Below are 15,415 nucleotides of genomic sequence, written 5' to 3' on the forward strand. Positions count from 1 at the left end.
GCTGAGCCTGTTTGTTGGCAACGTAGCGAATGATGGAAGGGATCATGATTTCTTCTCCATCTCGGGCATCGTCATCTGATGCTGGCTATGGTCCATGCCTTCCATCTTGCCCATCTCATCTGCCGCAGGCTTGGCGGTGTCGTCAGTTGCTGGTGCCTTCTCCTGATGGATGGTGGTGATGCGGTACTCCTCCCCCTCCTGCATTACCTGCAGGTGCAGGGTCTGCCCCTCGGCCAGCTTGCTGATGTCGACCCCCTCGGCAACGCTGAACTCCATCTCCATGGCGGGCCACTGCCATTCGGGGATGGGCTGGTGGGAGACCATCAGGGTGCGGTTGGCCAGATCGATGCTTTCAATCTCACCCTGGGTCCACACCTGGGCAGGTCGCACCGCCGTCATGCGCTGGAAGTCTGAATCGATGGCCGACTCGGAGTCGAGCAGGAACTGGGCCGAGCTGACGATGTTATCCCCAGCCTCTACCCCTGCCTTGATGGCAACCTTGTCGCCAAACTGGGGGCCCAGGGTGACGGCCACCGACTTGAAGCTGCCATCCCCCAGTGCCAATACCAACCTGTCCTGGCTACCGGTGCGGATCACCGCTTCGCTCGGTACCACCAGCCGGGGTTTGCCCTGTCCGGTGCGAATGCTCACCTTGGCGAACATATTGGGTTTCAAAAACTCGTCCTGGTTGTCAAAGCGCAGTCGAACCTTGAGGGTGCGGGTGGCGGCATCCAGGGTCGGGTAGAGGTAATCCACCTTACCTTGCCAACTGCGACCGGGGGCGTAGTCGAGGGTCATGGTGACCGGATCCCCCACCTTCAGCTGGGCCGCCTGACGCTCGAACACCTCGGCACTGACCCACACCTGCTTGAGGGTGCTGATGTTAAAGAGCGCTGCGGCGGGCTCCACATACTGGCCCTCGCGCACTTTCAGCTCGGAGACATAACCACTGCTCGGGGCATAGATGCGCACCGTCTCCTGCACCTGACGGCTGCCCTTGAGGGCCGCAATCTGATCCGCCGGCACCTGCAGGGACTTGAGCTTGCCCTCGGCGGCGCGCAGCAGCAGGGGGTTGGCTGTGTTGAGGGCGAGCAGGTATTCGTGCTGGGCATTGACCAGGTCCGGAGCGTAGAGCTCGTAAATCAGGCTCCCCTTGCTCACCTGCTGCCCCTCGCTCTTGATTGCGAGGGTGCGGATCCAGCCTGCCATGCGGGCGTTGACGGCTTCCAGCCTGTCCTCGTCATAGCCGACGTAGCCCACCGTCTCGATATGCTGGTGGATGGGGAGCTTCTCCACCTTGGCGAGCCGCACCCCCAGGTTCTGCTGGATCTCGGGGCTGATGGTGACGGTGCCCGGCGAACCGCCCTGTTTTTCCTCATAGACGGGGATGAAGTCCATCCCCATGTTGTCCTTGGCGGGGGCATCGCGCTTGTCGCGCGGATCCATGGGGTTGACCCAGTAGAGCGGCGTCTTCTCCTTGGCTGCAGTGCCAGTTGTGGTCTGCTTGGCGGCCCAGTAGCCGCCACCGGCGCCGAGGGCCAGCAGCAGGGCGGACATCAACAGTGTCTTGTTCATGACAAGCCTCCGGCGCGCGGGAGGCGAAGGGACGGCGGGCACGGCTGCGAGCAGGCAGACCGGATAACGGGGGGGAATGACATGGTATCTCTTCTCTTCTGTCAGGCCGCCAGTGTGGTGGTGTGCGCGGGCAGGGCATCACCACGAGGCGGCAAACGGGGCGCAGCTGTGTCAGCGCGCACGGCTCCCTGCGAGCAGGTCTGTTTGGCCGGGGCGCAGGGTCAGGCAAGGCGGTAGGTAACGGGCAAGCCGAGACTTGCTGTTGCCGCGAGAGAAGATCTTTCTAGTGGCGCAGCACCGACAACATCAGGTGTCGGCGCGGCCAGGAGGGAGGGTGAGTACCGCGGGATCGCAAAAAGGGGTCGCGTAGCCAGTTGTCCAGCACGCTGCTCGCCGTCCCGAGGGGCAGCAGCAACAGCGGCAGAGCGAGCAGGGTCAGCAGGGCAGCCAGCAGCGGCAGGCCGGGAGTACCGGTCGAGGTGAGCCCGCCGTGCATCTGGCACTCCTGGCTGGCGGCATCTTGCGCTCCCGCATCCGGGCTTGCCCCGTGGCAGGAGAGCCCCTGCATGGCGTTGTCGCTCATGGCCTGATTGCCGTGAGTCATGGCGGCGTTGAGGGCATCCACCCCGTGCCAGCCGATGCAGAGGGTGAGATTGCAGACGAGCATTAGCCCCAGCAACAGCCGGGCAATGCGTTCGATGGGCAATCTCGCTACGAGCATGGGAAAATCCTGACAATGACTGGGGGCACTGTAAACCTTACCTTGAGAGCAAGGTCAAGGTATGTGGGCAGCGGGATGGCGGCCGCGTGATCCCGCTCGCGGCTCGGGCCCGGCTGCGAGGTGTTGTCCCCTCTGGCGGATAAAAAAAGCCCCCGCATGGCGGGGGCTGTGACTCACGACTTACGACTTGGGTTTGCCGCCGGCGCGTTCCGAGCGCCGCATGATGAGGCGGAAGAACAGCGGGATGAAGAAGATGGCGATGAAGGTCGCCGCCAGCATGCCGCCGATGACCGGCCAGCCGAGGGCATGGCGGCTCGCCGCCCCGGCGCCGCTGGAGGTGACCAGCGGCACACAGCCAAGGATGAAGGCGAGGGAGGTCATCACGATGGGGCGAAAACGCAGCCGCGCCGCCTCCAGCGCCGACTCGATGAGGCTCATGCCCTCTTCGTGCTTCATCACCGCGAACTCCACGATCAGAATGGCGTTCTTGGCCGCCAGACCTACCAGGGTCACCAACCCTATCTGGAAGTAGACGTTGTTGGTCAGACCCACCAGCCAGGTGGCAAGCAGGGCGCCGAACAGGGCGAACGGCACTGCGGTGATCACCGCAAACGGCAGGCTCCAGCGTTCGTACTGGGCGGCCAGGATGAGGAAGATCATCACTATGCCGAAGCCGAAGGCGGTGCCGGCACTGCCGGCGGCCGCTTTCTCCTGATAGGCGGAGCCGGTCCACTCTAGCTTGGCGTCGTTGCCGAGGGACTCGTTGGCCACGGCTTCCAGCGCGGCGATGGCTTGACCGGAGCTATAGCCCGGCGCCGGCTGGGCCATGATCTTGGCCGCCTGGAAGATGTTGAAGCGCTCCACCAGTTCGGGGCCGGTGGCATCACGCACCGTCACCAGGCTGCTGAGCGGGATCATCTCCCCCTTGTCGGAGCGCACATAGACGTTGCGGATGTCGCTCTTCTTGGCGCGGTAGTCCGCCTCTGACTGCAACTGCACCCGGTAGGTACGGCCGAACTGGTTGAAGTCGTTGACATAGACCTGGCCGAAGGTGGCCTGCATGGTGTCGAACACGGCGTTGATGGGCAGCCCCAGCGCCTTGGCCTTCTCGCGATCCAGATCGAGATAGACCTGGGGCACGTTAGCGCGGTAGGTGCTGGTCACGCTAGCGAACTCGGGGCGCTGCTTGGCCGCCTCGAGGAAGCGCTGCACTTCGGCCGAGAAGGACTGGGCATTGCCGGTGCTGCGGTTTTGCAGGTAGGCCTCCAGCCCGCCGGTGGTGGACATGCCGGTGATGGGGGGCGGGTTGAAGGAGGCGACGAAGCCGTCCGCCAGCCCCATCAGGCTCATGCCCTGGAAGGTCTTGGCCAGGGAGAAGGAGTCCTGCCCGGCACCTTGCCGCTCGCTCCAGTCCTTCAGGGTGATGAAGCTAATGCCGCTGTTGCTGATGATGGCGTTGGAGAGGATGTCAAAGCCCGAGAAGGTGATGACGTCCTTGACGTTGGGGTTGGCCATCGCCATCTGGTCGAAGTCGTTCGCCACCGCCTGGGTGCGGGTGAGGGAGGCCGCATCCGGCAGCATGACGGCGGAGAGCAGGTAGCCCTGATCTTCGTTCGGCACCAGCTCGCCTGGCACCTTCATCAGCAGGCCGTAGATGGAGACCAGGATGAAGGCGATGATGGTGAACGCCACCCCGACCCGGCGGTTGAGGAAGGCCACCCCGCGCACGTAACGGCGGGTGAGGCCGTCGAAGGCGTTGTTGAACCAGACGAAGAAGCGGGCCGGCTTGTGGTGGCCCTCTTTGAGCAACACGGCACAGAGGGCCGGCGACAGGGTCAGCGCCACCAGACCGGAGATGGCTACCGACACCGCCACCGTGATGGCGAACTGCTTGTACATCACCCCGGTCATGCCGCCCATGAAGGCGACTGGCAGGAACACGGCGCACAGCACCAGCACGATGGCGACCACCGGGCCGGAGACCTCCTGCATGGCGAGGATGGCCGCCTCTTTGGGCGAGCACTTTTTCTCCTGCATAATCCGCTCGACGTTCTCCAGCACCACGATGGCGTCATCCACCACGATACCGATGGCGAGCACCATGCCGAACAGGGTCAGCAGGTTGATGGAGAAGCCCAGCACCAGCATGCCGGCGAAGGTGCCGATGAGCGACACCGGCACCGCGATGCAGGGGATCAGGGTAGCGCGGAAGTTCTGCAGGAACAGATAGACCACCACGAACACCAGCACGATCGCCTCGAACAGGGTGTGTACCACCTCCTCGATGGAGATCTTCACGAACTCGGTGGTGTCGTAGGGGATCTGGTATTCGATGTCCTGCGGGAAGCGCTCCTTGAGGCGCAGCATGGTGGCGTGCACCTGATCGGCCACTGCCACGGCGTTGGCGCCCGGTTGCAGATAGGTGGCGATACCGATGGCCGGCTTGCCGTTGGCCTTGGCCAGCAGGTCGTAGTCCTTGCCACCGAGCTCGACCCTGGCCACGTCCTTGACCCGGATCTTCGAGCCGTCCGGCATGGAGCGGATGATGATGTTCTGGAACTCGCGTACATCCTCCAGCCGTCCCTTGGTCTGCACCGTGTAGGTGAAGTCGATGGGGGCCGTGGTGGGCTGGGCGCCGATCTTGCCGGCCGCAAACTGGGTGTTCTGCTCGCGGATGGCGCCGATCACGTCGCTCGGGGTGAGCTCGAGCTGGGCCAGTCGATCCGGTCTGAGCCAGATGCGCATGGCGTAGTCGGTGCCGCCGAACAGGGTGGTGTCGCCGACCCCGGGAATCCGCTTGAGCTCGTCGATGATGTTGAGCAGGGCGTAGTTCGACAGGTAGGTGGTGTCGAAGGTGCCATTAGGCGATTGTAGGGTGACCACCTGCAGGATCGAGGTCGATTTCTTCTTGACCGTGACCCCCTGCTTCTTCACCTCTTCCGGCAGCTGGGCCATGGCGGCCGAGACCCGGTTGTTGACGTTGATGGTGGCCTGATCCGGATCGGTGCCGATCTCGAAGTAGACGTTGAGGTTCATCTGGCCGTTTGAGGCCGAACCCGACTGCATGTAGAGCATCCGCTCCACGCCGTTGATCTGCTGCTCGAGCGGTGCAGCCACCGTCTGGGAGATCACCTCGGGGGTGGCGCCCGGATAGAAGGCGGTGACCGACACCACCGGCGGGGTGATCTGCGGGTACTGCTCGATGGGGAGCGATCGCATCGCCGCCAACCCGCCCAGCACTATGATGATCGAAATCACGCTGGCGAAGATGGGGCGTTCGATGAAGAACTTGGAAAACATACGAACTCCTTACTTGGCCGCGTTCTGGCCGACCATCTTGCCGGTGATCGCCTTCATCTCGGAGGCCGTGACGGGCTTGACCACGGCGCCGGGGCGGGCCTTCATCAGCCCCTCGACGATGTAGCGCTCACCGGGCTCGAGGCCGCTGTCGATCAGCACGCCGCTGTCGACCACGGAACCGAGCTTGACCGGGCGGGGCACTACCTTGTTCTCTTTGTCCACCACCATCACCATGCGGTCGGCCTGGGACTGGACGATGGCGCGCGGCGGCACCAGGATGGCATTTTTGCGGGTGCCCAGATCGATGGTCATGCGCACGAACTGGCCTGGCAGCAGCACGCCGTCCTTGTTGTCGAAGATGGCACGGGCCCGGATGGTGCCGGTCTGCGGGTCGACCCGGCTGTCGGAGAAGTTGAGCTTGCCCGCTTCGGGGTAGACTGAGCCGTCCGCCAGCCGGATGTGGGTGCGCCAGTTGGTGGCATCCTTGGCCTCAATCAATCCCTTTTTCACCGAGTTCTCGAAGTTGAGGCGATCCTGCTCCGAGTAGGAGAAGTTGACGTAGAGGGGATCGAACTGGGTGATGGTGGTGAGCAGGCCGTTTTCGCCGCTGGTGGAGATGAGGCTGCCCTCGGACTGGGAGCTCTTGCTCGCCATGCCGTTGATGGGGGCGGTGACCTGGGTGTAGCTGAGGTTCAGTTCGGCCTCTTTCACCTTGGCCTGGGCGGCCTGATGGCTGGCGATGGCGGCCTCGTAGTTGGCGATGGTGTCATCATAGTCCTTGCGGCTCACCACCTGGCGCTTGAACAGCGGGATGATGCGATCCCGGTCGGCGCGCGCCTTGTTGAGGCGGGCCTGCTCCTGGGCCAGGGTGCCCTTGGCCTGCTCCAGCGCCACCTTGTAGGGCTCGGGGTCGATCAGGAACAGCGCCTGACCGGCGGTGACCGGCTGCCCCTCGATGTAGGTACGCTTGAGCAGGATGCCGCTCACCCGGGAACGCACGTCAATTTCGCGAAAGCCGGCGGTCTCGCCCACCATTTCGGTGGTCATCGGCACGTCGGTCAGCTTGACCTCGGCTACCACCACGGGCACCGGCGGCAGTGCCTGGGCCCCGGAGGCCGGTTCATCACCACAGGCGGTCAGTGCGCTGGCCAGTGCCAGGGCGATACAGCCGTGCTTGAACATCTCTTCCCTGACGTATTGCACCTTCATCATCACACTCCTGTGGGATGGTGCGCGATTGCCGCGCCCAGCCTTTTTCTTCATGAACATGGTTAACTGCATGGTTACAAATTTAACTCATTGGATTACTGACAGTTTTCTAATGATAGAGCACGAATATTGAACCCAGGCTGCTCGACACTGAAAGTTGTCGGTGTCGATCGCGCAGTGGCGGAGGGGGCCGCGACAATTTGTGTCAGGCAGGCAGACCCTGCATCGTGACCTTGCTGGGGAGCAGGAGACCCGGAGGGAATTATAAGAAGGAAAAAGCGGGGGAAGTGGGGGCTTGGTCACAGAGGGGGCTTCAAATGCCCCCTCTGTTGTGGTTGTCAGGCGAAGCAGGCCCAGATGGGGGCGTGATCCGAAGGTTTGTCGATACCGCGCAGCTCGTAGTCGATGCCGGTCTCGGTCACGGTGTCCTTGAGGGCGTCGGAGGCCATGATGAGGTCGATGCGCAGGCCCCGGTTCTCGTCAAAGCCTTTGGAGCGGTAGTCAAACCAGGAGAAGCGCTCGCACTCGGTGGGGTTGGCGGCGCGGAAGGTGTCGGTCAGGCCGAACCCTTTCAGGCGCTCCATCCATTCACGCTCGATGGGCAGGAATGAGCACTTGCCATCCCGCAGCCAGCGCTTGCGATTGGCCTCGCCGATGCCGATGTCGAGATCGGTGGGGGAGATATTCATATCCCCGATCAGCACCAACTGATCGCCCGGGGTGTGGTGGGTCTCCAGATAGTGTTGCAGATCCTCGTAGAACTTCTGCTTGGCCGGGAACTTGGTCTCGTGATCCTGGCTTTCACCCTGCGGGAAGTAGCCGTTCATCACCTTGATGAGGGAGCCGTCTTCGCGCTCGAAGGTGGCCATGATCATCCGGCGCTGGGCCTCTTCATCGTCGGTGGGGAAGCCTTTCTCCACCTTGATCGGCTTCTGCTTGCTCATGATGGCCACCCCGTAGTGGGCCTTCTGGCCGTGAAACGCCACGTGATAGCCCATGGCCTCCACGTCGGCCAGCGGGAAGGCCTCGTCGTGCACCTTGATCTCCTGCAGGCCGATCACATCCGGCTGATGCTTGTCGATGATGGCTTGCAGCTGGTGCAGGCGGGCGCGCAGGCCATTGATATTGAAAGAGATGATCTTCATGTCCGGGATGCTCATGTCATTTTTATAATTGGCTATTGGACTAGGAATCCGCCGTGGATGCAAGTTCGGGGGCTGTGACAGGCGTAGCTGCTCGGTAACCTGTTCACGAGCTGTCGCGAGAGGCTGTCAGCAAGGTGAAGCGCAGCGCAGGAACCGGAGCGTATAAATATACGTGAGGATTCCGAGCTGCACATGAGCCTTGATCACGGCCTCGCAGCAAGATCGTGGGCAGGTTGTCAGCGGGTCATCTTCTTGACAAACACCACCACAAACAGCGCCAGCGTGAAGCTGCCGGTAAAGGCCTCGAAGGCGGCGAAGAGCCTTGAGAGGCCGATGGGGGTGAAGTCGCCATAACCCAGGGTGGTGAAGGTCACCACGCTGTAGTAGAGGCACTCCAGCAGAAAGATGGCGTTCTGCTCAAAAGGGGCGCCGGGCCGGTAGATGAGGTGGTTGCCGTTGAAGCTCAGGCCAAAGAAGAAGTAGAAGATGCTGCAGATGAAGATGAGCAGCAGGGAGAAGAGCACCACCCGCATGGGGGCCTCGCCGTAGCCGCAGAACAGATCGACGATCCAGGAGGTGAAGCGCTGGCTCGACCAGAACGGCAGCTGCAGCCGGCGCATGGTGAGCTCCTGCTGGATGTAGCGGCCGGACATGGTGAAGATGCCTTGCGCTTCCGAGGCTTTGCGCAGATCGCGATAGGTCTCTTCGGCCTCTTTGAGCCAGATGCGGGCCTGCACCGGGTCGCGCTCCTTGCGGCCGCGCCGCTCCTGCATCAGCCGCTTGCCAGTATCCAGGTTGTCGAGGCGGGTGTTGTGCCAGCGAATGCCGAGCAGGTTGACGTCGTCGAGGGTGGCGCAGTGCAGGTTCGCTTCGCTGAGATCCGCCTTCATCAGGCTGCCGCCCTTGATGCGAATGCCGTAGAGGTGGGCTCCCTGCAGATTGGCACGGTAGAGGTTGCACTGCTCCAGCAGGAACCCCTGCGGGGCCCCTTTTTTCACCAGGTTGAGGCCCGCCAGATTGGCGCGGGCCAGCTGCAGGCCGTGGCACAGCCCGCCCTGCTGGATGTAGTGCTCCAGCTCGCGGGCGGTGTGGGGATCCTGATGATTGGCGTGGGGATCGTGCCAGCGGCACAGATCATGGTCCCCCGCCTCTTCGCTGCAGTGGCGACCGTCCGCCACCAGATATCGACACATGGCCATCGCCACTTTCCTCCCTTTGCCGAGTCAGTATCAGCATAGGCGAGCGGGCTCTGGTCAGCTGAGCTGGGTAAACTCCTGACGCAGCTTGCGAAAACGATCCTGCTGGGCCGGATTGAGGGGGATGCCGTCCAGCACCTCCAGGGTCTCCTTGCACTCGGCGCCAAACTCCGGGCTCTTGCGGTTTTTTTGCATCAGCTGCAGCAGCACCTGGATCTTGTTGAGGGCGGCGCCGGTATTGGCCGGGGCCCGGCGCAGCGCCTCGCGAAAGTGGCCGAGCGCCTGCTCCAGCTCGCCGCTCTGATAGGCCTTGATGCCCAGCTCGTTGAGCTGCTGGTAGCGCTGGCGACGCTCGAGCACCGTTTTGTCGTCGCGGGTGGCCTGGATGCAGGTGGTGAGCAGCCGATCTTCGTCTTCGGCCAACAGCGCCTGCAGGCTTTCGGCATATTCGAATTCACCGAGCTGATAGAGGGCGAGGATGGTCTCGCCCAGCAGGCTGGGGGGCATGGTGGCCGGCTGATCGAGCCAGTTCTGGTTGGCGCGGTAGAGCATCTTCTTGCCCTTGAGCAGCTCGCCCAGGGCGATCTGCACCCGGGCCTGGCAGATCTGCTCGAACACTGGGTAGTTGAACTCCGACATCATCAGCGAATCGCGGATGCGCGACAGGGCCGAGTTGACCTGCTTTTGCAGGTTGGCGATGTGGTAGATGTCGTTGCTGTTGAGGGCGTAGAGGGTCAGCGACTGGATATAGGCCCCCAGGTAGTGGGGGGTGCGATGAATGGAGTTGCGCGACAGGTCGATGAGGGAGAGCAGCACGTCCTTGGCCTGGGCGTAGTCGTGGCGCAGCAGGCACACCTCTGCCAGCCGGCGGGAGAGCTGCACCGACTGGGGCGAGATGTCGACCGCCCGCTTGAGCTCCTGCTGGGCCTGCTCGTCGTTGCCGAGCGCGAGCTGGGACTCTGCCAGCCAGAGGTGGGCCTCCACCATCAGCGGGGTGTTCTTGAGGGTCGCCTGCAGGTGGCTCACTGCCTCTTCGTTCAGCCCCAGGGTGTGGCACGCCTTGCCGAGAGTGAGCCGGGCCCAGCTGTTCTCCTGGCCGGCCAGCAGCTGGCGCATCAGGCTGCGGGCCTCCTTGGCCTGGCCCAGCTTGAGCTGGGTGTCGGCTTGCAGGCAGCGGCAGAAGTTGGCAAAGCGCGGCACCGCGTCGGCCCGCTCGGCGCAGGCGGCGAGCAGGGTGGGCAGATCCTCTTTGGCAAGGGCGCTGAACACGCTCTCCAGCGCCTGACGGCGGGCGAGGGCGCGTTTGAGACGAAACGAAAACTGCTCCTGGGAGAAGGGCTTCATCAGGTATTCGTCGGGCTCGGCCTCCAGCGCGCTCAGCACCATGGCGCGGGAGCTGTCACCGCTTACCATGATCACCACGCTCTGGGGCGGAATGAGTTTCTGATCCCGCAGGCTCTCCAGCAGCTGGCGGCCGTTCTCGCCGACCCCTAGCTCGTAATCGAGCAGGTAGATGTCAAAGGTCTCTTTCTGGCAGCGCCGTCTCGCCTCTTCGGCCGAGTTGACATAGGTGATGCGGTTGATGCCGATGTTGATCAGCATCGCCTTCATCATCACCTGAAAGGAGCGCTGTTCGTTGACCAGCAGGATGCGCTTCGGTTTGGGTGGGGCTTTTTTCTCTGGCTCGGATTCCGGTGTCTGCATCTGTCTGGTCAGGGCGCTACGGGCGGATAACAGAAGTGTGCCACCAAAGCGCGCAGACAGGCAATTGAACATGGGGCGCTGCCGCGGTTTTTCCGCCAAGCCCCGCCATTCATGGCTTCTGCCGGACCAAATAGGGGGGCGGATTGGGGGAGGGGAGGCGGCGGACTCCTGCCTGACTTGAACGGCGAAGCCGCCCACCGCCCGGCGCTGAGATCGCCCCTTCGGGTGGTTTTTTTTCCGGACGGGGATTGTGCGCTCAGGTGTCTTTTGATACCACTGAACGCTTTCCCCTGCGGATCAGCTGCCATTGCGCGACAAGGAGTTCCCATGCGCCTGCCCCCCTTTCCTCCGCTGGTCTGGATCGTGATCCTGGGCACCTTCATGGTACGCACCAGTTTTTTCATGGTCTGGCCCTTTCTCTCCATCTTGCTCTACCGGGAGTATGATCTCTCGGCGTCCGGCATCGGGATGCTGCTGGGCGGCGCGGCCGTGCTCTCCTGCCTCATCGGCTTCTACGTCGGCTGGCTCTCCGACCGGCTCGGCCGGCGCACCATACTGCTGCTCGGCTGCGCCCTGTCGTGCGGCGCCTACCTGCTGCTCGGGTTCGGCCACTCCCTCTGGCTCATCGCCCTCGGGGTGTTTGGCTCAGGTCTCTCCTACGCCTTCATCGACACGCCGGGCAAGGCGCTGATGGGGGATCTGCTGCCCGAGAAGGCGCAGCGGGAGCTGGCTCAGCACCTGCGCTACTTCCTGCTCAACGTGGGGGCGGGAGTGGGTCCGCTCATCGGCGTCATGGTGGGGCTGGGTGCGCGCCAGGAGACCTTCGTGGTGACGGCCGCCAGCTATGGCCTGCTCGGCATCGCCTTCCTGCTCGGTTTTCGCCGCGAGTGCGCTGGCCGGCCGGATGCGGGTCTCACCCTGGGGGCCATGCTCAGGGTGGTGGGGCGGGATCGGGCCTTCATGCTGTTCATCCTCGCCAACCTGCTGATGATGCTGGTCTACGCCCAGGTGGAGTCGCCGCTGATCCAGTACCTGACCCGCGCCGGTTCCCCCGAGGTGGAAACCCTGGTGGCCCTGCTGGTGGCCACCAATGCGTTGACCATCATCACCCTGCAGTTTCCGCTGCTGCACCTGACCCGGCGCTGGCGGGTGAGCCTGCGGCTGCAGTTCTCCATCCTGCTGATGGCGTCTGCCCAGGTGCTGTTCGCTCTGTCGAGCCCAGCCCTGCTGTGGCCCTGGCTGGTGGCGGTGTTCTTGCTGAGCGTGGGGGAGGCGGTGCTGTTCCCGCTCTTCAACGTGCTGATCGACGAGATGGCACCGGCCCACCTCAAGGGGAGCTACTTTGGGGCCAGCGCACTGGCCGGGCTCGGCTGGGCGCTCTCGCCCCTGGTGGGGGGCTGGCTGTTGCAGATGTGGGGCGGCCCGGCCCTGTTCGCCCTGATGACCGCGATTTGCGTGCTGGTGTTTTTCCTCTATGGGGCGGGCAACCGGGTGGCGCGTCCGTCTGCCGACTCGGCCGGCTGCGGGGAGTAATACGGAAGTAGCTTGGCTGTGGTCACTGGCCTGATGCCAAGCCGCCGGTGGCCCCGGCGCCTTGGTGCATTCCCATCGACTCGCGCCGACATGAAGAGAACGAGGCCCCGCAGTGCGGGGCCTCTTTTTATGACGGCTGGTTTATAGCTGCTGATTTATGGTTTTTTGGCCACCAGGTAGGGGGCGAACTGGGGTGTATGGCTGGCGGCGAAGCCCTGCTCGGTCTTGACGATGAGATAGACCGCAAGACCGTGCGCTTTGGCAAAGGCCATCGCCTGCTCCGGCCCCATCACCATGAGGGCGGTGTCGAGGGCGTCGGCCTCGAGCGCGGTCGGGGTGATGACGCTGGCGGAGACCAGCTTGTGGCTGATGGGCTGGCCGGTGGCGGGGTCGATGATGTGGGAGTAGCGCTTGCCGTCGAGCTCGTAGTAGTTGCGATAGCTGCCGGCGGTGCTGAGGGCCATGCCGTTGGGGATCACCACGTCCGAGAAGGCGCCGGGCTGGTCGGACGGCTCGACGATGGCCACTCGCCAGGGCTTGCCCTTGGCGTTGTTGCCCTTGCTGCGCACGGCGCCGGCCACCTCGATGAGGTAGTTGTGCACCCCTTTTTGCTCCAGCAGGCCGGCAATCTCGTCAGAGGCCGCCCCTTCGCCCAGGGTGGAGAGATCGAGGTATAGATCGGGGATGCGCTTGCCGAGCAGGAAGTGATCCCCCTCGGGCACCAATGTCAGCCGGTCGATGCCCACCTTGTGGCGGGCGCTGGCGATCTGCTCGGCGCTGGGCCGTTTGACGGGCCGCTTGTCCGGCCCGAATCCCCACAGGTTGACCAGCGGCCCCACGGTGACGTCGAGCTTGCCTGCGGTGAGATGGCCGGCGTCGATGCCCTGCTGCACGATGTTGGCCATGGTGGCGGGAATGACCATGGGGGGCTGGCCGCGGCCCTGATTGAAGCGGGAGATGAGGGAGTTTGGGTCGTAGGTGGAGATCTCGTGATTCATGCGCAGCAGCAGGGCATCGACCTCTTGCTGCAGCGCCGGCTCGCCGCCCGGGAAGGGGTCGCTCAGGGTCACCGCGTAAAAGGTGCCCATGGTCTTGCCCTCAATGCGGGTCTGGGTCGGGGCTGGCTGACAGGCGGTCAGCATCAGCAGCAGGGTCAACAACAGGCCACGGTGGGCCGGGCGAGCAAAAAGCGACATGACGGATCTCTTTGGCTGAAACGGATGGCACGGGGCGCAAGCGTGCCGGGGTCGCCAGCTTAGCCAAGGGGGCGGCGGCGGGCGAGTCGCGGCTGGACAAAAGTGCGGGGGATAATTAAACAAAGAGTGATTAGTGCGTGGCGCGGGCGGTTCGTCCAGACAAAAAATGGGGATAATCTGGTGACCTGACCCGCAGCTTTGCGCTAAAGACATAGCCGAATGACGACACTTGAGTAGAATAAGGTCGATTTTGACAGCATGTTTGCCAGCCATGGTGCGAGCCCGCAGGCAATTGTGTTGCCATCTATTGCCAATCAAAGGAGAGGATGATGAAAAAGGCGATTACCCTGCTGTTTCTGAGCACCCTGGCGGCCCCGGCTCTGGCCGATGAGTGCGCGTTGGTCATCGAAGGCAATGATGCCATGCAGTACAACCTCAAGGAGATGAGCGTCCCGGCCACCTGCAAAGAGGTAACCGTGACCCTGAACCATACCGGCAAGATGCCGGTGACCGCCATGGGCCACAACTGGGCGCTGGCCAACACCGCCGACTATCAGGCCGTGGCCACTGCCGGCATGAGTGCCGGTGCTGACAACAACTACCTGCCCAAGGATGACCCGCGCGTGCTGGCCCACACCAAACTGGTGGGCGGCGGCGAGAGCACCAGCGTCACCTTCAAGACCGACGGCCTGGCCGGCAAAGATCTCACCTTCTTCTGCTCCTTCCCCGGCCACTTCGCCATGATGAAGGGCACCTTCAAGGTCGGCTAAACACCGCTTGTCGAGCCAGAAGCCGGGCACTGCCCGGCTTTTTTGTGGCCGCTTGCGGCGTCAGTTGGATGTCAGTGCGGGCGCTATGGCGCGCCGTTTTATGATCCGGCGCCGGGTGAGCGGGGGAGTGAGAGGGTAAAATAGGCGCCTTTCGGGCCTGCTGGGCCCGCTCGAGAGGAAGCAGGTCGTCATGAAAACCATGAAATGGGTGATCAGCGGTTGCCTGCTGCTGGTGTGCGCCATCGCGCTGGCAGCGGAGCCGCCGGTCAAGAAGAGCAGAAACGGCATCTGCCATCCCCAGGGCGGTACCTATTACAGCCGTACCAAGCACTACACCCCCTACAACTCCATGCAGGCCTGCCTCGACAGCGGCGGACGGGCGCCCAAACGCTGACCGGTGTCAGGCCTGCTCCTGCCGCCTACTTGGGCTGCAGGGTAAAGAAGGCGATGGCGCTCTTCTTCTGGCAGTCGAAGTGGATGCTCTGCTCGCCGCTGATCAGCAGGGTCTCGTTGACCGCCATGGGGTGGCCCGCCGCCGCGAGCTGGCCGCTCAACAGGTAACAGAGATAGGTCTTGTCCGCTTCCAGAGTGAGGGTGAGCGGGAAGGGCAGGTTGAGCACCCGCACATTGGCGCTGAGGCGGGCCGGATCATAGATGAGCCCCAGATCCGTCACCTCTTTTTTCAGCAGTTCGCAGTGGGTGTCGTCATCCCCGCAGAAGTGGGCCGCCTCGAAGGTAGCGTAGGGGTGGCCGTTGAGCACGAAGCCGGCCCCGCTGATGGGCAGCAGGATGCGCTGATAGCCGGGGAATTTCGAGAAGGGGCCGGCCCCCTTGATGGGCGCCGAGCTCAGCCGGTAGGCAAAATCGAGCTTGTCGAGGCTGGCGCCGGCAGGGGAGATGAGGATCTGGGCTGTGGTGCCCTGCTTGTTCTTCCAGGGCATCTTCAGCTGGTCGGACTCTTTTATCAGGGTGATCAATGGCGCCTCGGCAGGTGGTGAGCGGGGTTAATCGTGTGGCCAGTGATACCACCCAACCCGCCGCTCCACAAGGTTGCCGCCGTCGCTGG

At 63.4% G+C, this 15,415-nt stretch carries 12 protein-coding genes; 3 read left to right on the forward strand and 9 right to left on the reverse strand.

Annotation, left to right across the window (positions count from 1 at the left end):
* Nucleotides 1-42 precede the first annotated feature (42 nt).
* From AACQ43_RS08615 to AACQ43_RS08645, 7 genes are all read right to left on the reverse strand, one after another.
* Nucleotides 43-1,575, reverse strand: coding sequence for an efflux RND transporter periplasmic adaptor subunit (locus AACQ43_RS08615; protein ID WP_168966977.1), 1,533 nt, complete (start codon nt 1,573-1,575; stop codon nt 43-45).
* A gap of 283 nt (nt 1,576-1,858) precedes the next feature.
* Entirely contained in the window at nt 1,859-2,296 is a 438-nt protein-coding gene (locus AACQ43_RS08620) for a hypothetical protein (RefSeq protein WP_168966978.1), read from the reverse strand.
* Between the two features lie 180 nt (nt 2,297-2,476).
* Entirely contained in the window at nt 2,477-5,596 is a 3,120-nt protein-coding gene (locus AACQ43_RS08625) for an efflux RND transporter permease subunit (protein ID WP_168966979.1), read from the reverse strand.
* A gap of 9 nt (nt 5,597-5,605) precedes the next feature.
* A complete protein-coding gene (locus tag AACQ43_RS08630; protein ID WP_168967161.1) occupies nt 5,606-6,805 on the reverse strand; it encodes an efflux RND transporter periplasmic adaptor subunit in 1,200 nt (399 codons plus the stop codon).
* A gap of 338 nt (nt 6,806-7,143) precedes the next feature.
* On the reverse strand, nt 7,144-7,950 hold the full coding sequence (gene xthA / locus AACQ43_RS08635) for an exodeoxyribonuclease III (protein ID WP_168966980.1): 807 nt from the start codon (nt 7,948-7,950) through the stop codon (nt 7,144-7,146).
* 236 nt (nt 7,951-8,186) lie between these two features.
* The gene (locus tag AACQ43_RS08640; protein ID WP_168966981.1) at nt 8,187-9,149 is read right to left on the reverse strand and encodes an ion channel; all 963 of its coding nucleotides are present in this window, start codon (nt 9,147-9,149) and stop codon (nt 8,187-8,189) included.
* Nucleotides 9,150-9,203: 54 nt separating this feature from the next.
* Nucleotides 9,204-10,850 (reverse strand): tetratricopeptide repeat-containing response regulator, encoded by a 1,647-nt coding sequence (locus tag AACQ43_RS08645; protein WP_043159709.1) that lies wholly within the window; start codon nt 10,848-10,850, stop codon nt 9,204-9,206.
* A gap of 327 nt (nt 10,851-11,177) precedes the next feature.
* On the opposite strand from AACQ43_RS08645, the gene AACQ43_RS08650 reads away from it, so the two are divergent.
* Complete coding sequence (locus AACQ43_RS08650) at nt 11,178-12,383, forward strand: MDR family MFS transporter (protein ID WP_168966982.1); 1,206 nt, start codon at nt 11,178-11,180, stop codon at nt 12,381-12,383.
* 155 nt (nt 12,384-12,538) lie between these two features.
* Here AACQ43_RS08650 and AACQ43_RS08655 read toward each other — a convergent pair whose 3' ends face one another.
* Entirely contained in the window at nt 12,539-13,579 is a 1,041-nt protein-coding gene (locus AACQ43_RS08655; RefSeq protein ID WP_168966983.1) for an FAD:protein FMN transferase, read from the reverse strand.
* A 329-nt stretch (nt 13,580-13,908) separates the two neighbouring features.
* Between AACQ43_RS08655 and azu the strand changes: the two genes are divergently transcribed.
* On the forward strand, nt 13,909-14,349 hold the full coding sequence (gene azu / locus AACQ43_RS08660; protein ID WP_016351438.1) for an azurin: 441 nt from the start codon (nt 13,909-13,911) through the stop codon (nt 14,347-14,349).
* Between the two features lie 190 nt (nt 14,350-14,539).
* The gene (locus AACQ43_RS08665; protein ID WP_168966984.1) at nt 14,540-14,743 is read left to right on the forward strand and encodes a hypothetical protein; all 204 of its coding nucleotides are present in this window, start codon (nt 14,540-14,542) and stop codon (nt 14,741-14,743) included.
* Nucleotides 14,744-14,768: 25 nt separating this feature from the next.
* Here AACQ43_RS08665 and AACQ43_RS08670 read toward each other — a convergent pair whose 3' ends face one another.
* Nucleotides 14,769-15,326, reverse strand: a complete 558-nt coding sequence (locus tag AACQ43_RS08670) for a HutD family protein (RefSeq protein WP_168966985.1) — start codon at nt 15,324-15,326, stop codon at nt 14,769-14,771.
* Between the last annotated feature and the right edge of the window lie 89 nt (nt 15,327-15,415).

This window comes from Aeromonas sp. DNRA1 (genome assembly GCF_963888745.1).
Classification (GTDB): domain Bacteria; phylum Pseudomonadota; class Gammaproteobacteria; order Enterobacterales; family Aeromonadaceae; genus Aeromonas; species Aeromonas hydrophila.